At 73.2% G+C, this 19,470-nt stretch carries 12 protein-coding genes; 6 read left to right on the top strand and 6 right to left on the bottom strand.

Going from position 1 to position 19,470, the window contains the following annotated elements; genetic code table 11:
- Positions 1–72: 72 nt before the first annotated feature.
- Positions 73–1,890, top strand: coding sequence for a 2-isopropylmalate synthase (locus IEY71_RS17480; protein WP_444541822.1), 1,818 nt, complete (start codon positions 73–75; stop codon positions 1,888–1,890).
- A gap of 42 nt (positions 1,891–1,932) precedes the next feature.
- On the opposite strand, the gene IEY71_RS17475 is transcribed toward IEY71_RS17480, so the two are convergent.
- From IEY71_RS17475 to IEY71_RS17465, 3 genes are all read right to left on the bottom strand, one after another.
- Positions 1,933–2,706 carry a glucose 1-dehydrogenase gene (locus IEY71_RS17475; protein ID WP_189086666.1) on the bottom strand — a complete coding sequence of 258 codons (774 nt, stop codon included), beginning with the start codon at positions 2,704–2,706 and terminating at the stop codon, positions 1,933–1,935.
- Positions 2,707–2,826: 120 nt separating this feature from the next.
- Entirely contained in the window at positions 2,827–3,285 is a 459-nt protein-coding gene (locus IEY71_RS17470) for a DoxX family protein (protein WP_229781833.1), read from the bottom strand.
- 141 nt (positions 3,286–3,426) lie between these two features.
- On the bottom strand, positions 3,427–4,926 hold the full coding sequence (locus tag IEY71_RS17465) for an MDR family MFS transporter (protein WP_229781832.1): 1,500 nt from the start codon (positions 4,924–4,926) through the stop codon (positions 3,427–3,429).
- Between the two features lie 77 nt (positions 4,927–5,003).
- On the opposite strand from IEY71_RS17465, the gene IEY71_RS17460 reads away from it, so the two are divergent.
- Entirely contained in the window at positions 5,004–5,639 is a 636-nt protein-coding gene (locus tag IEY71_RS17460; protein ID WP_189086663.1) for a TetR/AcrR family transcriptional regulator, read from the top strand.
- A 57-nt stretch (positions 5,640–5,696) separates the two neighbouring features.
- Here the strand turns inward: IEY71_RS17460 and IEY71_RS17455 are convergent, their stop codons facing one another.
- Together IEY71_RS17455 and IEY71_RS17450 are read right to left on the bottom strand one after the other, a co-directional pair.
- Entirely contained in the window at positions 5,697–6,329 is a 633-nt protein-coding gene (locus tag IEY71_RS17455; RefSeq protein ID WP_189086662.1) for a CueP family metal-binding protein, read from the bottom strand.
- Positions 6,330–6,415: 86 nt separating this feature from the next.
- Positions 6,416–6,898 (bottom strand): DUF6153 family protein, encoded by a 483-nt coding sequence (locus tag IEY71_RS17450; RefSeq protein ID WP_189086661.1) that lies wholly within the window; start codon positions 6,896–6,898, stop codon positions 6,416–6,418.
- A 221-nt stretch (positions 6,899–7,119) separates the two neighbouring features.
- Here IEY71_RS17450 and IEY71_RS17445 point away from each other — a divergent pair, with 221 nt between their 5' ends.
- Positions 7,120–15,141, top strand: coding sequence for a DUF7927 domain-containing protein (locus IEY71_RS17445; protein WP_189086660.1), 8,022 nt, complete (start codon positions 7,120–7,122; stop codon positions 15,139–15,141).
- A 152-nt stretch (positions 15,142–15,293) separates the two neighbouring features.
- Positions 15,294–16,619, top strand: coding sequence for a flavin monoamine oxidase family protein (locus tag IEY71_RS17440; RefSeq protein WP_189086659.1), 1,326 nt, complete (start codon positions 15,294–15,296; stop codon positions 16,617–16,619).
- 18 nt (positions 16,620–16,637) lie between these two features.
- Here the strand turns inward: IEY71_RS17440 and IEY71_RS17435 are convergent, their stop codons facing one another.
- Positions 16,638–17,231, bottom strand: a complete 594-nt coding sequence (locus IEY71_RS17435; RefSeq protein WP_189086658.1) for a TetR/AcrR family transcriptional regulator — start codon at positions 17,229–17,231, stop codon at positions 16,638–16,640.
- Positions 17,232–17,360: 129 nt separating this feature from the next.
- On the opposite strand from IEY71_RS17435, the gene pdhA reads away from it, so the two are divergent.
- Both pdhA and IEY71_RS17425 read left to right on the top strand, forming a co-directional pair.
- Positions 17,361–18,479: a pyruvate dehydrogenase (acetyl-transferring) E1 component subunit alpha gene (pdhA, locus tag IEY71_RS17430; RefSeq protein ID WP_189086657.1), complete on the top strand. Its 1,119-nt coding sequence runs from the start codon at positions 17,361–17,363 to the stop codon at positions 18,477–18,479.
- On the top strand, positions 18,476–19,468 hold the full coding sequence (locus IEY71_RS17425; protein WP_189086656.1) for an alpha-ketoacid dehydrogenase subunit beta: 993 nt from the start codon (positions 18,476–18,478) through the stop codon (positions 19,466–19,468). Before pdhA ends, IEY71_RS17425 begins: the two co-directional genes overlap by 4 nt.
- Positions 19,469–19,470 lie beyond the last annotated feature (2 nt).

The raw sequence follows: 19,470 nt of genomic DNA, 5'->3' as shown, positions 1-19,470 counted from the left end.
TAGCCTGGCCGGCTCCCCGACGTGGAGCCGCTTCGCGTGCCGGTCGACTCCGATGAGCCAGAAGGACCCGCCATGACCGGCATCGCCGTACCGACCACCCCCGCCGCCCCGAATCCGTTCGGCCGCTTCGACTCCCCCGCCGGCCCCGTGCCGGCGGATGCACCGCACTGGAACCGCCAACGGCGCTCGCAGATGCCGTCCCATCGCTACCGCGCCGTCACCGAGCGCGTCGAGCTCCCGCTCGTCGACCGAGCCTGGCCGGCCCGGCAGCTCACCGCCGCCCCGCTCTGGGTGCCGGTCGACCTCCGCGACGGCAACCAGGCCCTCGCCGAGCCGATGGACCCCGAGCGCAAGCGCCGCTTCTTCGAGCTCATGGTGGCCATGGGGTACACCGAGATCGAGGTCGGCTATCCCTCCGCCTCTCAGACCGACTACGACTTCGTGCGCCTCATCGCCGAAACCGAGCTCGCCCCCGAGCACGTGACGATCGTGGTGTTCACCCCGGCCCGCCGCGAGCTCATCGAGCGCACGGTCGAGTCCATCCGAGGCATCCGCAACCCCGTCGTCATCCATCTCTACACGGCGACCGCGCCGATCTGGCGCGAGTTCGTGCTCGGCCGCGACCGGGCCCAGCTGCTCGAGCTCATCCTCGGGGGCGGCCGCGATGTCCTCGAGCTCGCCGGCGCGCTGCCGAACGTGCGCTTCGAGTTCTCCCCGGAGGTGTTCAACCTCACGGAGCCCGACTACGCCCTGGAGGTCTGCGACGCCATGACGCGGCTGTGGGACGCGAGTCCCGAGCGGCCGGTGATCCTGAACCTGCCGGCGACCGTCGAGATCGCGACGCCGAACGTCTACGCCGACCAGATCGAGTACATGCACCGGAACCTGGCCCGGCGCGACGGCGTCATCCTCTCCGTGCATCCGCACAACGACCGGGGCACGGGCGTCGCGTGCGCGGAGCTCGCCGTGCTCGCGGGCGCGCAGCGGGTGGAGGGATGCCTCTTCGGCAACGGTGAGCGCACGGGCAACGTCGACCTCGTCACCCTCGCGCTCAACCTGCACGCCCAGGGGGTCGACCCGATGATCGACTTCTCCGAGCTCGACGAGATCCGCCGCACCGTGGAGTACTGCAACCGGATCGAGGTGCACCCGAGGCATCCCTACGCCGGCGACCTCGTGCACACGGCGTTCAGCGGGACGCACCAGGACGCGATCCGGAAGGGCTTCGCCGAGCATCGCGCCAGGGCCGAGGCCGAGGGGCGGCCGGAGCGGGAGATCCCGTGGCGCGTGCCGTACCTCCCGGTCGATCCCGCCGACCTCGGGCGCAGCTACGACGCGGTCATCCGGGTGAACTCGCAGTCGGGCAAGGGCGGCGCCACCTACGTGCTCGAGCGGGAGTTCGGCCTCGAGCTGCCGAGGCGGCTGCAGATCGACTTCGCCCGGCACGTGCAACGGCTGGCGGACGAGTCCGGCGACGAGCTCGATGCGACGAGGCTCTGGGCGCTCTTCGAGGAGGTGTACCTCGGCGGCGCGGACGCGCCCATGGCGGTCGAGCTCGGTGGCTACGAGATCGGCGAGGCGGACGGGCGCACGCAGACCCGCATCGTGCTCGATCGGGACGGGGAGCGGACCGAACGCGTGAGCGACGGCGACGGCCCGGTCGAGGCGCTGGTCGCGGCGCTCGCCGAGCTCGGCATCGAGGTCGAGGTGCTCGGACTCCATCAGACGAGCCTCGGACACGGGCAGGACAGCGACGCGCTCACGCTCCTCGAGTTCCGCCATCCCGCGGGAGTGCGCTGGGCCGCCGGCCGCGGCGCCTCCGTACTCGGGGCCAGCCTCGGGGCGGTCCTGGTCGCGGCGAACGCGGTCGCAGCGGCATCGGACGGGTGAGGCGACCGGGCCGGGCGGGGCGCTCCCCCGCCCGGCTCTGAGCTAGCGCTGGAAGCCCAGGGCGAGCGAGGCGCCCGAGGGTCCCGCGGTGTGCCCGCCGTCGACGACGAGCTCCGAGCCGGTCGTGTAGCTCGCGCGATCGCTGAGGAGGTACACCACCGCACCGACGAGCTCCTCGGGCTCGCCGACCCGTCCCATCGCCGCCGGCGGGTAGCCGCCCTCGCCGATGGTGACGCCGGTGGGCGCCGTCATCGGCGTGAAGATCACGCCGGGATGGACCGAGTTGACCCGGATCCGCTCTGCGGCGAGTTCGACCGCGGCGACCTTCGAGAGCCCGCGCACGGCCCACTTGGCCGCGCCGTAGGAGCCCGACGCCGCCATGCCGACGATCCCGGCGATCGAGGAGATGTTCACGATGGAGCCGCCGCCGGCGCGACGCATCGCGGGCACCGCGTGCTGCATGCCGAGCTGGACGCCGACGAGGTTCGTCTCGATGACCCGGCGGAACGACTCGAGCGACTCCTCGACGACCGGCACGCTGGGCGCGGAGATGCCGGCGTTGTTCACGAGTCCGTGCAGGGCGCCGAACTCGCGCTCCGCCACGGCGACCGCTTCGGCCCAGGACTCGGGCTGCGTGACGTCGAGTCGCACGAAACGCGCGCGATCGCCGAGCTCGTCCGCGACGGCCCGCCCCTGGGCCTCGAGGAGGTCGCCGATGACGACGGACCCGCCGGCCTCGACGATCCCTCTGGCGTAGACCTCCCCCAGTCCGCGGGCGCCGCCGCTGACGATGACCGCTTTCGATTCGAGTTCCAACTCGTTTCCTCCCTGTTCGGCGGCGGCCCCGTGCGGGCCTCCGCGCCGGCCGCCGCCCGGTCGGGCGGAGGCGTCCGCCGACACCGCCCGGCGCCGGCGGGTCGTCGACGAGCGCGTTGCTCAGCCGACGAGCGCCGCGGCGCGCTCGGGCAGCACCGCGCGCGACAGCGCGTACCGTCCGGGGCCCGCGATGGCGATCGCCCCGGCGACGGCGGCGAGGACCGCGACGTACTCGTAGCCGCCGTCCTCCACCCAGAAGCCCGAGCCGAGGTGCCCGAACACGGCCGCGCCGAGCATGCTCAGAGCGAGGAACGCGGCGACGGGCCGCGACAGCACCCCGAGCACGAGCAGAGCGCCGCCCGCGAGCTCGACGATGGCGAGCACGGGCGCGACCACCGCGGCGAACGGCACGCCCATCTCGGCGAATGCCGCGCTCGCACCGGGGATCGTGAAGATGAACGCCTTCTGGAACCCGTGTGCGAAGAACACGACGCCGGCCACGAGCCGCAGCACGAGCAGTGCGAGGTCGGCGTCGGCGAAACGCGGTCGGACGGGGCGATCGTGCGTAGCGGTGTTCACCGGGTCTCCTTCGGTCGAGATGGCCGTGGTCGATCGAACGCATCGTTGGGATGCCATTCGGAATCGACGCTAGCTCACGATACTGAGGAGTTTATCGAGCATGCTCTGGTATAGCGGGCAGATTCGGAATACCAGATCGGGTCAGTCGGAAGCGGGGTCGGCGGATCCGCCGCGCTCCCCGCCGCCGGGGGGCTCGACGGAGGTGCGGCGCGGCACGAGGAAGGCGAGCGCGACCGCGACGAGGGAGGCGAGCGCGGCGCCGACGAAGGCGAGGTGGATGCCGCTCGCCGCCGCGGCGGTCGCGCTCGCCCCCTCGGCCGCGGCCGACGCCGCACCGAGCGACATGACCGTCACGAAGACGGCCGTGCCGGCGGCGCCGGCGAGCTGCTGCATCGTGCTCACGATCGCGCTGCCGTGCGAGTACAGCTCCGGGGCCAGCGAGCCGAGCGCGCTCGTCATGAGCGGGGTCATGAGCATCGCCAGTCCGAGGTCGAGCACGAGCGTGGCGACGACGAGATACCAGACGGGGCTGTCGTCGCCGAGGAACGCGAGCATCGCCAGTGAGGCCGAGACGACGAGCACCCCGGGGATCACGAGCGGGCGAGCGCCGACGCGGTCGAAGATCGCCCCGACGACCGGCGCCGCGAGCCCCATCAGCAGCCCACCGGGCAGGACGACGAGGCCCGTGGCGAGCGCGGAGAGGCCGAGCACGTTCTGCATGTACAGCGGCAGCAGGATGAGCGCCCCGAACATCGAGCACATCGCGACCGCGAGCAGCACCACGCCGACCCAGAACGGGCGGGAGCGGAACGGCCGGAGGTCGAGGAAGGCCGCGTCGCGGCGCTGCAGGGCGAGCTGGCGCCAGACGAACGCGGCGAGCGCGAGCAGGCCGACGACGATCGGCACCGCGGGCGGCAGGAGGGCGTGACCGCCGACCGCTTCGCCGATGCTGCCGAGCCCGAAGACGATGCCGCCGAACGCGAGCACGGACAGCACGGCCGAGCCGAGGTCGAACCGCACCGCCGATCCCGCCCCGCCGCCGCGGATGAGCACCGAACCGGCGATGAGCACGGCGACGGCGATCGGCAGGACGACGAGGAACACCGAGCGCCAGCCGAAGGCGGTGATCATCAGGCCGGAGAAGCTCGGGCCGAGCGCCGGGGCGACCGACATCACGATGGCGATGAGGCCCATGGTGCGTCCGCGCCGGGCGGCGGGGACGTGCGTGAGGATCGTCGTCGTGAGCAGCGGCATGATGATCGCCGTGCCGGCCGCCTGGGCGATGCGCGCGACGACGAGGACGGAGAACCACGGGGCGATGGCGGCAGCTGCGGTCCCGACGCTGAACAGCAGGAGCGCGGCGACGAAGATCACCCTCGGCGAGAAGCGCTGCAGCAGGAAGCCGGTCATCGGGATCAGGACGGCCATGACGAGCATGTAGGCGGTGGTGAGCCACTGCCCGGCCGCCGCGGTGATCTCGAACTCCCGCATCACCGCAGGCAGGGCGACGCCCATGACCGTCTCGTTGAGGATCATCACGAACGCCCCGGCGAGGAGGACCGCGATGAGCGCGCCGGCGCGCATCGGCGCCCGTGGCGCCTCAGCCCGCTGATTCCCCTGCGCCTGCATGGTCGAACTCATCGCGCCCCTCTCGCTCATGTGTCAGTGACTGACACGACTGTCACTCTATGACAGTCGCACCCCACTATCCTGAGAGGATGCCGAACAGCACGCTGCGGGAGGTCTCCCGTCGAGCCGCACGAGTGCGGATCAGCGAGATCGCCGAGCGGCTCTTCCTGGCCCGCGGATACGACGAGACCACGGTCGAGGACATCGCGAACGAGGCCGGCATCTCCGAGCGCACCTTCTTCCGCTACTTCGCGACGAAGGACGAGGTGCTGTTCGGCCGATTCGAGACCGAGCTCCAGGGCCTCGTCGAAGCGATCCGGGCGCGGCCCGCGGGCGAAGCACCGTGGACGTCGCTGCAGCACGCGCTCGACGCGACCTTCGACGAGCTCGACGAACGGGCCGCCGAAGAGCGGGCCACGCTGTTCAGGCAGATCATCGACTCGTCTCCGCACCTGCTGGCCGGCCACCTGGCGCGCATCGAGCTCTTCCAGCGCACCCTCGCCGACGCGCTGCTGGAGCGGTGGCAGGCCGACCACGGCGATGACGCCGCGAGCGAACCCGACGCCCGGCTCGTGCTGCGGGCGCTCGTGAGCGGCTTCCTCGCGGTGGTCAACGAGGTGACGCTCTCGTCCGAGGACCAGCCGATCGCCGTCCGGCGGACCATCATCGCCGCGGCGCTCGATGCCGTGCGGCCCGCGCAAGCCGACCTCGGCGGCGCCCGCTGAGGCACGCGGGGCGCCCGCCGACGTCGAACGACGGACCGGACGCCCCGCGCGTGCGGCTCAGCCCAGCCGCATCGTCGTGATGCAGCTCGCGGCATCGAGCGCGGCCGTGTCGAGCGCGGCCGCCGCCGTCGCCCCCGAGGCATCCGTGATCCGCACCTCGAACCGGGTTCCGCGCGGCAGCCAGAGGCCGATGAAGCCGTTGTCGAAGCTCGTCCGCGTCTCGTCGAGCACCGTCACCCCCGTGGCGGGCTCGCTCACGACGACCCGGAACTCCTCGTTCCCCAGCTCCCCGATGCAGCTCGTCAGACTGTGGAAGACGCAGTCGTGGGTCTGCGAGCGGTACGGGGCGATCGAGACGTAGAACTCCTCGGGCATCGGGAGCGCCAGTTCCCGCTCGCCGTCGGACAGGGCGAGCACGTCTGGGCGGACGGAAGCGATGAGCCCTGCGGGGCGGTCCGCGACGGGCATCGCATCGAGGCGGTCGATGATCTGGCGCGCGTCGAGCCCGTCCAGCCCGTGATCGGCGAGGAGGGCACCCTGGGCCTGGGACGACGGGTCGGCGGTGTCCGGGCGCGACGACGCCGGGGCGGGCGCGGCGCAGGCGGTGAGCGCGAGCAGCGAGACGAGGAGCGCCCCGAGGGCGGGCAGTGCGACGCGGCGGGCGCGGATGGAGCGGGTCAAAAACGGCATGGAGGATCCTTCGAGGGTCAGTGGAACGGGAGTCTGGGTGTCACGGTCGACGACGCGCACGGTGCGCGCCGCGGCTCCGGCCCCGTTCAGGTCCGACTGACGCAGAGCAGCACGCGAAGCGGCACCCGGTGCGGTCCCGTGGGTTCGCCCCGGCGCGCGGACACTCGGAGCACCCCGGCGGCTGCGGCGAGTCCGGGCCACCTGGCCGGCGCGCCGAGCGCGACGGCGATGAGCAGCAGGGCGAGGAAGCACGCCACCGCCGCGCCGCCCGCCGCCTCGTCGCCCGCGCACGACGGGCAGTGCGGCTCCGCGGCGAACATCGGAGGCGCCGTGTCCGCGCCGAGCGAGGCGTCCCGGTCTGCGTCGGATGCCGTGGCCGGCCCGGGCGCGGTCGCCATCGAGGCGTGCGAGGCGGTCACCGACGGACCGACCGCTCCCGAGCCTGCGAGCACGTGCATCGCGAGCAGGCCGACGAGGACGCCGAGCACGAGCGCCCCGGCGCCGATCCGCGCGAGCGCTCGACCGGTGCGCGCCCGCGATCGCGAGCGATCCGACTGGGAGCACCACACCCGATCAGTCTACGAAGCCGACCACGGCGAGCTCGTGACGACGCGTTCGGGCGACCACGCTGCAGTGCGATGGGCGGTCGCGAGGCGTTCGCAGTATTCCCTGCAATAGCGGGCATCATACGAAGACTTGGGGGCCATTTTCGCCCGAGGGAATTGCCAGGCGAATCCTCCCGATACGATACTGGGATTCCAAGAACCGGTCCGAGGGGAACGAGGCAGCCGTGCAACAGGGGTGGATCGCGCGAGCACTGGCGGTACTCACCGCGAGCGTCGTCGCGCTCACGGGGCTCGTGGCCCCGCAGCTGATGGCGCCGACGGGCCCGGCGTCCGCCGCGGAGGAGAACGGCTACGTCATCAACGAGCCGTGGCAGCTCGTGAGCCCGGGTTCCGCGACGACGGCGAACACGCCCGGCGCGCACCGCACGGCGGCCACGATGCGCGCGACCTCGCAGCTCCAGACCCGCTCGGGTCCGATCGGCGTCACCGCCACGATGACCGCGCCCGGGCAGGTGGCCGGCACCAACATCCTCACCAACACGAACTCGCAGGGCTGGGGCGGGCACGGCGCCACGTCGGGCATGTTCCTCGGGGCGCCGACGCCGTCGAACGTGCCCGGGCTCGGCGTCCTCACGAACGCCTCGACCTGCGACGGCGCGCTCGGGAGCGCCGGGCATCAGAACTTCAACGGCCTCTGCCCCTCGACGACGACCGTGACGCTCGCCTTCGACCGCGCCGTCACCGACCCCGTCCTCGACCTCGGCGGCATCGGCGGTTGGGGCTACTACGGCTGGACGACCGAGGACGGCGTCGAGTACGCGAAGGGCTCGTTCAACTCCCAGGAGTGGGTCATCACCACCCCGGGCGTGACGATGACCCTCGCCGGAGAGGCCCCGACGAACCTCGTCGTGGACCGAGGGCGACTCCGGACGATCGCCGACAACACCTCCGGCAGCTGCGGGGTCGCCGAGAAGGCGGCCGCCGGAACGCGCTTCGAATCGCCGAACATGGCGCTCGCGGGCTGCGGATCGGTGCAGTTGCACGGCACCTTCACCGAGGTGTCGTTCGAGATGGACACCTTCATCTCCCGGTTCAGCGGCTGGCCGACGAGCACGCACCGCACCGGGGCGAACTACTTCCGCAACGACGGCGACATCTTCGCCGACGGCCAGAACGGCCTCAACGTCGTGTGGGGCGAGCGGATGCGGCTGCCCACCGGCCCGAGCGACGGCGATCAGTCCGACTACTCGATCCTGTCCGTGCGGCTGCCGCAGCACGCCGAGCTCGGCGATCGCGTCTGGGTCGACGAGAACGAGAACGGGCTGCAGGACGTCGGCGAGACCGGGGTGGCGGGCATCACCGTCGAGCTCCTCGACGGTGCCGGGGAGCCGGTGCTCGCGGCCGACGGCACGCCGATCACGACGACCACGGACGCCTCGGGCGACTATCTCTTCGGCGAACTCGCGTACGGCGAGTACCGGGTGCGCTTCTCCGGGATGCCGAACGGCTGGTTCTTCACCGCGCGCGGCGCGGGCGCGCCCGACTCCTCTTCCGCCGCGGACCCGAGCAACGGCCTCACCGACCCGATCCGTCTCGACGCCGCGACGCCGCGGAACTTCGACCAGGATGCCGGGCTGATTCGCCGCGATCCCGGCTTCGAGCTCACGAAGACCGCCGACCCGGCCACCGGCACGCGCGTCCAACCCGGCCGCACGATCAGCTACACGCTCGTCGGCGAGAACACCGGCGAACTGCCGCTCGACCCGGTGCGGCTCACCGACGAGCTCGCCCAGGTGCTCGACCACGCCACGCTGACCGTCCAGCCGACCGCGGACATCGACGGCGAGCCGGCCGCCGCGCCGACGCTCGCGGGCACCGAGCTCCGCTGGACGGGGGTGCTGCAGCCGGGGCAGCGGGTCACCGTCCGCTACACGGTGACGGTGGACCAGGATGCCGCGGGCGCCACGATCCGCAACGACGCCTCGGCGTCGGCGACGCCCGTCGGCGGCTCGCCGATCGTGCCCGAGGGCGTCTCCACGAGCCATCCGGTGCCCGAGCCGGGCTTCGAGCTCGGCAAGTCCGCCGCGCCCGCCTCGGGCACGGCGGTGCACCCGGGCGAGGAGGTCCGGTACACGATCACGGGCACGAACACCGGCGAGACGCGACTCGACCCCGTGACCGTCACCGACGAGCTCGCGGGTGTGCTCGACGACGCCGCCATCGTGGACGGCCCGACGGCGACGATCGGCGGCGAGCCCGCCACGGCGCCGACCGTCGACGGCACGGTGCTGCGCTGGTCGGGAGTGCTCGACCCCGACGAGATCGTCACGATCGCCTACACCGTCCGCGTGAACCAGGGCACCGAAGGGCAGCGACTCGAGAACCGTGCCGACGGCCGCGCGGTCCCGCCCGCCGGGCCCGTGATCGAATCGCCCGAATCCACCACGACGCATCCGATCCCGACGCCCGGCTTCGAACTGCGCAAGGACAACATGGTCGTGAACTTCGGCGACCTCTTCATGGCCGGCCTCCGCGCCGCCGCCGACGCGGTGGCCTCTCCCTTCGCCGCCCGGACCGCGGACCCGGGCGACCGCGTCGAGTACCAGCTGACCGGCACGAACACCGGCGGCACCGCGCTCGACCCGGTGACCATCACCGACGACCTGTCGGACGTCCTCGACGACGGCACCGTCGTCACCGGCCCCGAGGCCTGGATCGGCTCGGTCCGCGCGAGCGACCCCGTCATCGACGGCACGACGCTGCGCTGGAGCGGGCGGCTGGAACCCGATCAGCTCGTGCGCATCACCTACACCGTCCTCGTCGACGCCGATGCGAGCGGCGGAGTGCTGCGCAACACGGCGACCGGGGTGGCGCAGCCGCCCGGCTCCGAGCCGATCCGGCAGGAGGACGCCGTCGAGACGCCGATCCGCAGCGCGAGCCTCGACTTCGAGAAGCGGTCCGCCCCGGCCGACGGCGCGACCGTGCACCCCGGCGACGAGATCGCCTACACCCTCGTCGCGGAGAACACCGGCGACGCCCCGCTCGACCCGGTCACCGTCACCGACGACCTCGCGGGCGTCCTCGAGCACGCCTCCCTGACCGGCTCGCCGACCGCGACCATCGACGGCACGGCCACCACGGATCCGGTCCTCGACGACACGACGCTGCGCTGGACGGGCGTGCTGAACGCCGGGCAGCGCGTGACGATCGAGTACACGGTGACCGTGCACGACGACGCCTCCGGCGTGACGCTGACGAACGTCGCCGACGCGACGGCGACGCCGCCGAGCGGATTCCCGCCGATCGAGAGCGGCGAGCAGTCCACCTCGCATCCGGTGCCCGCCTCGGGATTCATCTTCGCGAAGAGCGCGGACCCGGCATCCGGCTCCACCGTCGCGCCCGGATCGGAGATCACCTACACCGTGACCGGCCGGAACACCGGCGCGACGCTGCTCGATCCCGTCGAGATCAGCGACGACCTCAGCGAAGTGCTCGCGGCGAGCTCGCTCGTCGGCTCCCCGAGCGCCCGGATCGACGGCGCGCCCGCTGCCGAGCCGACCCTCACCAGCACCCGCCTGGCCTGGTCCGGCGCCCTGCCGGCGGGCGCGACCGTGACGATCGAGTACACCGTCCGCGTGGACGACGATGCGGCCGGGAGCAGCTTCGCGAACCACGCCAGGGCCACGGCGCAACCGCCGGGCTCCGCGCCGCCGATCGTCGCGAGCGAGGTCGAGACGACGCACGAGGTGCCGCGACCCGGGTTCGATCTCGCGAAGAGCGCAACGCCCCCGTCCGGCTCGACGGTCGACCCCGGCCAGACGGTCACCTACGTCGTCACGGGCACGAACAGCGGCGAGACCCCGCTCGACGTCGAGCTCCGCGACGAGCTCGCCGAGGTCCTGGAGCACGCCGCGCTGACGAGCGGGCCGACCGCCTCGATCGACGGCACCCCGGCGCCCGCCCCCACGCTCACCGGCACCGTGCTGGAGTGGAGCGGCGAGCTGCAGCCCGACCAGGTGGTGCGGCTCGAGTACACCGTGACGGTGAACCAGGATGCCGCCGGCGCCGAGCTCGGCAACGTCGTCACCGGCACGGTGCAGCCGCCGGGAACCGGCCCCGCGATCGACCCGGGTCGGCGCGAGACGAGTCATGCCGTGCCCGTTCCGGGCTTCGAGCTGTCGAAGTCCGCCGATCCCGTGTCCGGGACGGAGGTGCATCCGGGCGGCACCATCACGTACACGCTGCGCGGCGAGAACACCGGGCAGACCCGCCTCGATCCCGTCGAGCTCGTCGACGAACTCGACGAGGTGCTGAGCTCCGCGTCGTTGAGCGGCACGCCGAGCGCCTCGATCGACGGCACCGCGACGACGGATCCCACCATCGACGGCACCCGACTGCGCTGGACCGGCGCGCTCGACCCGGGGCAGACCGTCACCGTGCGCTACACGGTGACGGTGGACGCCGAGGCCGCAGGGGCGATGCTCGAGAACCGCGCGAGCGGCACCGCTGCTCCCCCGGGCGGCCCGGTGCTCACGGCGCCCGAGGTGCAGACGTTCCACCCGGTGCCGGAGCCCGCGCTCGAACTCCGCAAGCGCGCGACCCCCGACAGCGGCACGACGGTACGCCCGGGCGACGAGATCACGTACACGGTCAGCGCCGAGAACACGGGCGAGACGGTGCTCGACCCCACGACGGTCGTGGACGATCTCGGCGAGGTGCTGAACGCCGCGACGCTGAGCGGCACGCCGAGCGCGGAGATCGACGGCAGCCCGGCCGCCGCGCCGACCCTCGACGGCACCGAACTGCGCTGGACGGGCCGGCTCGAGCGCGGCCAGACGGTGATCCTGCGGTACACAGTCGTCGTCGCCGCGGATGCCGCCGGCAACACCCTCCGGAACTCGGCGACGGCATCGGCGCAACCGCCGGGCACCGGCCCCGCGCTCACCCAGGGGCCGCGACGGACGACGCACGAGGTGCCGACCCCGGCGTACGAGTTCACCAAGACCGCCGACCCCGAGTCCGGCAGCACCGTGAACCCCGGCGACGAGATCGACTACGTGCTCACCGGACGCAACACCGGCGAGACGCCCCTCGACCCGGTGACCGTCACCGACGAGCTCGCCGAGGTCCTCGCGAACGCCAGCATCACCGGCGACCCCGTGGCGACCATCGACGGCGAGCCCGCCGCCGCTCCCGTCCTCGACGGCACGACCCTGCGCTGGACCGGCAGCCTGCGACCCGGCCAGACGGTCGCGATCCGCTACACCGTCACCGTGCACGACGACGCCGCCGGCGCCACCCTCCGCAACATCGCGAGTTCCACCGCCCAACCGCCGGGCACCGGCCCCGCACTCGCGCCCGATCCGCAGCAGACGACGCACGAGGTGCCGACCCCGGCGTACGAGTTCACCAAGACGGCCGACCCCGTCACCGGCAGCACCGTGAACCCCGGCGACGAGATCGACTACGTCCTCGTCGGACGCAACACCGGCGACACCCCGCTCGACGTCGCGCTGCGTGACGAGCTCGCCGAGGTGCTCGAGAACGCGACGGTCTCCGAAGCGCCGAGCGCGACGATCGACGACGAGCCCGCCGCGGCCCCCGTCGTCGACGGCACGACGCTGCGCTGGGCGGGCCGTCTGCGTCCCGGTGCGGTCGTCACCGTGCGCTACACGGTCACGGTGCACGACGACGCGGCGGGGGCCACGCTCCGCAACGTCGCGAGTTCCACCGCCCAACCGCCGGGCACCGGCCCCGCACTCGCGCCCGATCCGCAGCAGACGACGCACGAGGTGCCGACGCCGGCGTACGAGTTCACCAAGACGGCGGACCCCGTCACCGGCAGCACCGTGAACCCCGGCGACGAGATCGACTACGTCCTCGTCGGACGCAACACCGGCGACACCCCGCTCGACCCGGTGACGGTCACCGACGAGCTCGCCGAGGTCCTCGCGAACGCCGACCTCACCGGCGACCCAGCGGCGACCATCGACGGCGAACCCGCCGCCGCCCCCGCCGTCGACGGCACGACCCTGCGCTGGACCGGCAGCCTGCGACCCGGCCAGACCGTCGAACTCCGCTACACCGTCACCGTGCACGACGACGCCGCCGGCGCCACTCTCCGCAACGCCGCCCGCTCCACCGCCCAGCCGCCGGGCACCGGCCCCGCGCTCGCACCCCCGCAGCAGACGACCACCCACCCCGTGCCGGTCCCGGGCTTCGCCCTCGCGAAGGCCGCCGAGCCCGCCTCCGGGACGACGGTGAACCCGGGCGAGCGCGTGAGCTACACGGTCGTCGGCCGGAACACCGGAGCGACGCCGCTCGACCCGGTGACCATCGCCGACGAGCTCTCGGGAGTGCTCGACCACGCCGAGCTCGTCGACGCCCCGACCGCGACGATCGACGGCGAGCCCGCGCCCGCTCCCGTGCTCGACGGCTCCACGCTCCGCTGGACCGGCACCCTGGCGGTCGGCCAGGCCGTGACGCTCAGCTACACGGTCGCGGTCGCCGACGACGCCGCGGGCGAGCGGCTCCGCAACGTCGCGACGGGCGCCGCGCAGCCCCCGGGCACCGGGCAGGCGCTCGACGGCGGTCGACACGAGACGGTCCACGCCGTGCCGGTGCCCGGCTTCAGCCTGGCGAAGTCCGCCGACCCCGCGCCCGGCAGCACCGTCCACCCGGGGCAGTCGATCGAGTACACCCTCACGGGCACGAACACGGGCGAGACGGTGCTTGACCCGGTGGAGATCCGAGACGAGCTCGCCGAGGTGCTCGCGCACGCCGCGCTGCGCGGAGCGGCGACGGCGAGCATCGACGGTTCGCCCGCTGCGACGCCGACGCTCGACGGCACGGTGCTGCGGTGGTCGGGCGCGCTCCGCCCGAACGAGACCGTCACGATCCGCTACACCGTGGTCGTCGACGAGTCCGCGGCCGGGGTGACGCTGCGCAACTCGGCGAGCGGCACCGCGACCCCGCCCGGCGGGCCGGTGCTCGAGGCTCCGGAGGTCGCGACCACGCACGAGGTCCCCGTGTCGGGCTACCGCTTCGAGAAGACGGCGAGCCCGGCCGACGGCTCGGTGGTCTCCCGCGGCGAGCAGCTGCGCTACACCCTGAGCGGGGTGAACACCGGCGAGACCCTGCTCGACCCCGTCGAGATCCGCGACGAGCTCGCCGGGGTCCTGGCGAACGCGGCGCTCGCGGCCGCGCCGGAAGCGACGATCGACGGGGCCCCGGCTCCGGCCCCCGTCGTCGAGGGCGAGCTGCTGCGCTGGACCGGCGCCCTCGAGCCGGGGCAGCGCGTCGAGATCACGTACACCGTGACCGTCTCCGACGAGGCGGCGGGCCGCCTCCGCAACACCGCCACGTCGACGGCGACGCCGCCCGGCGGGCCGCGGATCGAGTCCGGGGAGCGTTCGACGAGCCATCCGATCCCGGCAATCGAGCTGGCCAAGCGCGCCGAGCTCGCCGGGTCCGGCGTCGCCGGCGACGTGATCGACTATACCTTCACGATCACGAACACCGGCGGCACGCGGCTCGACGATGTCGTGCTCCGCGATCCCCTCCCCGGGCTCGGCGAGCTCAGCTACGCATGGCCCGACCCCGGGGCGCCGGGCGTGCTCGAGGTCGGGCAGACGGCCACGGCGAGCGCGTCGTACACGCTCACGCAGGCCGACGTCGATGCCGGCTCCGTACGCAATACGGCGACGGTCACCGGCACCCCGCCGGGCGACGGCACGCCGCTCGTCACCGACGAGGACGGCACGAGCACGCCCGCGGAGCAACGCGCGACGGTCGCGCTGGAGAAGACTGGCCGGGCAAGCGGCGACCGGACGGGCGAGCTCGTGGAGTTCCGCTTCCTCGTCACCAACACGGGCACGGTCACCCTCCGCGAGGTGGCGATCGACGACCCTCTGCCCGGGCTGTCGACGCTGCGCTTCGACTGGCCGGATGACTCGGCGCCGGGTGTGCTGGCTCCGGGCGAGTCGGCGACCGCGACGGCCAGCTATCGGCTGACGGCCGCCGACGTCGAGCGCGGCCGCGTGCACAATGCCGCGAGCGCGACGGGCACGCCGCCGGGCTCGCTGACTCCTCCGCGTACCTCGGACGAGACCACGGTCGTCGTGGGCGGGCTGCCCGCGACGGGCGTCTCGCTCGGCGCCGGCGTGCTCGCGGCGTTCCTGCTCGCGGCCGGCGCACTGCTGCTGCCGCTCCGTCGGCGCCGCAGCGTCCGGCGCTCTGAGGAGTAGGCGCCGGACCGGGGATGCCTCGCGCGACTCCAGCGCGCGAGGCATCCCGTCCCCGACGGCCCCGTCTCCCGACGCCTCCGAGTCGCCGTGGGCGCGCGGATGCCGGTAGCGTCGGATCGCGCGCCAGAGCACGCGCGGCGAGGAGCACAGCGATGGAGCACATCGACACGATCGTGATCGGGGCCGGAGTCTCGGGCCTGACCGCGGCGCGGCTGCTCGCCCGCGCGGGAGCGCGGGTGCTCGTGCTCGAGGCGCGAGACCGCGTCGGCGGGCGGGTCCGCACCGAGCGCGGCGACGGCGTGAGCACCGATCTCGGGGCCTCGTGGATCCACGGCGTGACCGGGAGCGCCGTCGCCGAGGCGGCGGAGGCGTTCGGCATGCGCACCGTGGAGTTCACCGTCGGCGGGTACCAGCCCGACAGCCGCCCCATCGCCTACTACGGGCCGGACGGGCGCCGCCTCGACGAGCCCGCCGCCCGGGCGTTCGCCGACGACGTCCGCACGGTCGACGCAGCCCTTGTGCAGGCGATCGCCGACTCGGCGGCGGAGGCCTCGTACCGCGACGTCACTGAGGCCGCCCTCGCCGCGCAGGGCTGGGGGCCGGAACGGAGCCAGCGGGTGCGCGAGTACCTCGAGCACCGCAGCGAGGAGCAGTACGGCGCGTGGATCGAGGATCTCGCGGCGCACGGCCTCGACGACGATGCGATCGACGGCGACGAGGTCGTCTTCCCCGACGGCTACGACGTGCTGCCGGCCCGTCTGGCGGAGGGACTCGATGTGCGTCTCGAGCATGTGGTGACGCACGTCGAATGGAGCGAGGGCGGGGTCGTGGTGCGGTGCGGCGACGCGAGCTTCGCGGCGGGCACGGCCATCGTGACCGTGCCGGTCGGCGTGCTGAAGTCCGACGCGTTCCGAATCGAGCCGCCGCTGCCCGAGCCGGTCGCCGGCGCGCTCGGCCGGCTCGAGATGAACGCCTTCGAGAAGGTCTTCCTGAGCTTCCCGTCGCGGTTCTGGGACGAGGGCGTCTACGCGGTGCGGCAGCAGGGTCCCGAGAGCCGCTGGTGGCACTCCTGGTACGACCTCACCGGGCTGCACGGCGTGCCGACGCTGCTGACGTTCGCCGCGGGCCCGGCGGCCGTGGCGACGCGGTCCTGGACGGATGAAGAGCTCGTCGAATCGGTGCTCGCGCAGTTGCGGCGGCTCTACGGCGAGCGGGTCGAACAGCCCACTCGGCTGCACCGCACGGCCTGGCAGGACGATCCCTTCGCCCGGGGCTCGTACGCGTACATGACGCTCGGGTCGACGACCGCGGACCACGACCTGCTCGCCACGCCGGTCGGCGGCGTGCTGCACCTCGCGGGCGAGGCGACGTGGACGGACGATCCGGCCACCGTCCCTGCGGCGATGTACTCCGGCCATCGTGCCGCCGAGCGGGTGCTCGGCCGGGCGATCCCGATCTCCGACGCCTGGAACGACTGAGCGGTCACGCCGGCCCCGTCAGGCCGTGAGCCCGAGCGCCGTGAGCGCGCGCTGGGCGTGCGCCGCAGCGGCCTCGCGATGGGGCGCCGGGCGGAGGGCGAGCAGCCGCTGTCGGTGCGGCTCGCCGAGGAGGAGGGCGAACAGCGGCTCGGCGAGCTCCTCGGGCAGCCCGCTCGAGTCGAGCCGCCCGCGGAGGGCGTCGATGTACGCCTCGGGGCCGTCCCGGTAGAACCCTGCGGCGAGCTCGGGGAACGCACCGGCCTCGGTGATCATGAGCCGGTGCAGGCCGACCGCCTCGTCGGAGTGCAGCACGGCGACGATGTCCGCGGCGAGCGCGGCCAGTCCCTGCTCGCTCGTCGGGCGCCGCAGGGCGCGCTCGCGCAGGCGTGCGACCGCGGCGAGGAAGATCTCGGTCCGATCGCCGAAGTAGGCGTAGATGGTGCGCTTGGTGACCCGGGCCTCGGCGGCGAGGTCGTCGAGGCTCACCTGCGCGAATCCGCGCGCGACGAACAGCCGCACGGCGGCGTCGAGGATGTCGTCGCGGCGCTGGGCGCGCTCGGACTCGGTCGGCCGCCCGCGTTTGCGGGGAGCGGTCGTGGGCTCCCCCGTCATCCGCGTCTGCCGTCGTTGCGTCTCATGCCACCATCCTATAATGATCCGAAGTTCGTATCATTCATCCGCGGGACCGCCGCCGACACCTCGGCGTGCGCGGCCCGCGCTCGGGCGAGAAGGAGAACCCCCATGCCCCGGACCACGACGAGCCGCGCTCGCCCCCGATCGAAGCCCACGGCGGCGGCACCGAGCGATACGCCGAGCGAGGCGCAGGAGCTCGCGTTCTATCGCCAGATGGTGCTCATCCGGCGCTTCGAGGAACGCGCGGCCCGGGCCTACTCCGAGGCGCGGATCGGCGGCTACTGCCACCTCAACCTCGGCGAGGAGGCCACCGTCACCGGGCTCATGTCCGCCCTCCGCGCTGAGGACTACGTCTTCACGAACTACCGCGAGCACGGCTACGCCCTCGCCCGCGGCATCGCCCCCGAGCGGATCATGGCCGAGCTCTACGGCCGCGCCGACGGCGTCTCGAAGGGCTGGGGCGGCTCGATGCACCTGTTCGACCTCGCGGCCCGCTTCATGGGCGGCTACGGCATCGTCGGCGGGCAGCTCCCGCTCGCGACCGGCGCCGCCCTCGCGATCGACTCCCGCGGCGGCGACGAGGCCGTGGTCTGCCTGATGGGCGACGGCACCACCAACATCGGCGCGTTCCACGAGTCGCTGAACCTGGCGGCGATCTGGAAGCTCCCCATCGTCTACGTGATCGTGAACAACGGACTCGGCATGGGCACCACGGTCGAGGAGGCCTCGGCGGAGCCCGAGCTGCATCGACGCGCGGCCGCCTACCGGATGGCGTCGGCCCGGGTCGACGGCAACGACCCCGTCGCGGTCCGCGCCGCCGCCGCGGCGGCCCTCGCGAGCGCGCGGGCCGGAGCGCCGTTCCTCCTCGAGGCGGTGTCCGGCCGTCTGAAAGGCCACTCGGTCGTGGATCCCGCGCGCTACCGCAGCCGCGAAGAGGTCGAGGCCGCGCGGGCCGCCGACCCCATCGCCGGCTACGCGGCCCGGCTCCTCGAGGCCGGCCGCCTGAGCGAGCAGCAGATCGAGGACGCCGAGCGGGATGCCGATCGCACCGTCGCGGCCGCCGTCGCCTTCGCCGAGGCCAGCCCGCATCCGGACCCGGACACCCTGTTCGACTACACCTACGCGACGCCCGTGCCGAACGACTCGCGGCGACGGCCGGGCGAGCCGCTCTTCCCCACGATGCCAGCGGTGTCGACCGCCCCGTCCACGAACGGAGCCGCCGCGTGACCGTCATCAGCTACCGCCAGGCCCTGCACGACGCCCTCCGCGAAGAGCTCCTCCGCGACGAGGACGTGCTGCTCATGGGCGAGGAGATCGGCCGCTTCGAGGGCTCGTACAAGATCACCGCCGGGCTCCTCGCCGAGTTCGGCGCGAAGCGCGTCCGCGACACCCCGATCGCCGAGGAGGGCTTCACCGGCGCGGCCGTCGGCGCCGCGATGCTCGGGCTGCGCCCCGTGGTCGAGATCATGACCATCAACTTCTCGCTGCTCGCGATCGACCAGATCGTGAACCACGCGGCGAAGATCTACGGCATGTTCGGCGGCCAGGCGAAGGTGCCGCTCGTCATCCGCACCCCCGGTGGCGGTGGACAGCAGCTCGGCGCGACGCACTCGCAGAACATCGAGCTGTACTACGCCTTCGTGCCGGGGCTCAAGGTCGTCGCCCCGGCCACGCCGGCCGACGCGAAGGCCCTGATGCTCGCCGCGATCCGCGACGACGACCCCGTGCTGGTGCTCGAGAACCTCGCGCTCTACAACACGAGCGGCGAGGTGCCCGAGGACCTCGAGCCCGCCGAGATCGGCCGGGCCGCCGTCACCAGGACGGGGCGCGACGTGACCGTCGTCGCCTACTCGCGGATGGCGGTCGTCGCCCTCGACGTCGCCGAGCGCCTCGCCGCGGAGGGCATCGACGTCGAAGTCGTCGACCTGCGGAGCCTGCGCCCCCTCGACCGGGACACCATCGTCGCCTCGGTGCAAAAGACGAACTGCGCCGTCGTGCTCGAGGACGACTGGCTCACCTACGGCATCGGGGCGGAGATCGCCGCCACCATCAGCGACGGCGCGTTCGACTGGCTGGATGCCCCGGTGCGCCGCGTCGCGATGGCCGAGGTGCCGATGCCCTACGCCAAGAGCCTCGAGCTCGCCGCCCTCCCCTCGGCCGAGGACGCGGCCGCCGCCATCCGCGAGACCGTCGACGCCGTGGCCCGGCGCCGCTGAGC

The organism is Agromyces mediolanus (assembly GCF_014648575.1).
Lineage (GTDB): Bacteria > Actinomycetota > Actinomycetes > Actinomycetales > Microbacteriaceae > Agromyces > Agromyces mediolanus.
The sequence above is the reverse complement of the archived record's forward strand: the minus strand, read 5'-3'. Positions and strand labels throughout refer to the sequence as shown.

What these genes read in the sequence shown, in the direction of transcription:
- IEY71_RS17480 (WP_444541822.1), top strand. Translation starts at nt 73, where the DNA reads ATGACCGGCATCGCCGTACCGACCACCCCCGCCGCCCCGAATCCGTTC.
- IEY71_RS17465 (WP_229781832.1), bottom strand. Translation starts at nt 4,926, where the DNA reads ATGAGTTCGACCATGCAGGCGCAGGGGAATCAGCGGGCTGAGGCGCCA.
- IEY71_RS17460 (WP_189086663.1), top strand. Translation starts at nt 5,004, where the DNA reads ATGCCGAACAGCACGCTGCGGGAGGTCTCCCGTCGAGCCGCACGAGTG.
- IEY71_RS17455 (WP_189086662.1), bottom strand. Translation starts at nt 6,329, where the DNA reads ATGCCGTTTTTGACCCGCTCCATCCGCGCCCGCCGCGTCGCACTGCCC.
- IEY71_RS17440 (WP_189086659.1), top strand. Translation starts at nt 15,294, where the DNA reads ATGGAGCACATCGACACGATCGTGATCGGGGCCGGAGTCTCGGGCCTG.
- IEY71_RS17435 (WP_189086658.1), bottom strand. Translation starts at nt 17,231, where the DNA reads ATGACGGGGGAGCCCACGACCGCTCCCCGCAAACGCGGGCGGCCGACC.
- pdhA (WP_189086657.1), top strand. Translation starts at nt 17,361, where the DNA reads ATGCCCCGGACCACGACGAGCCGCGCTCGCCCCCGATCGAAGCCCACG.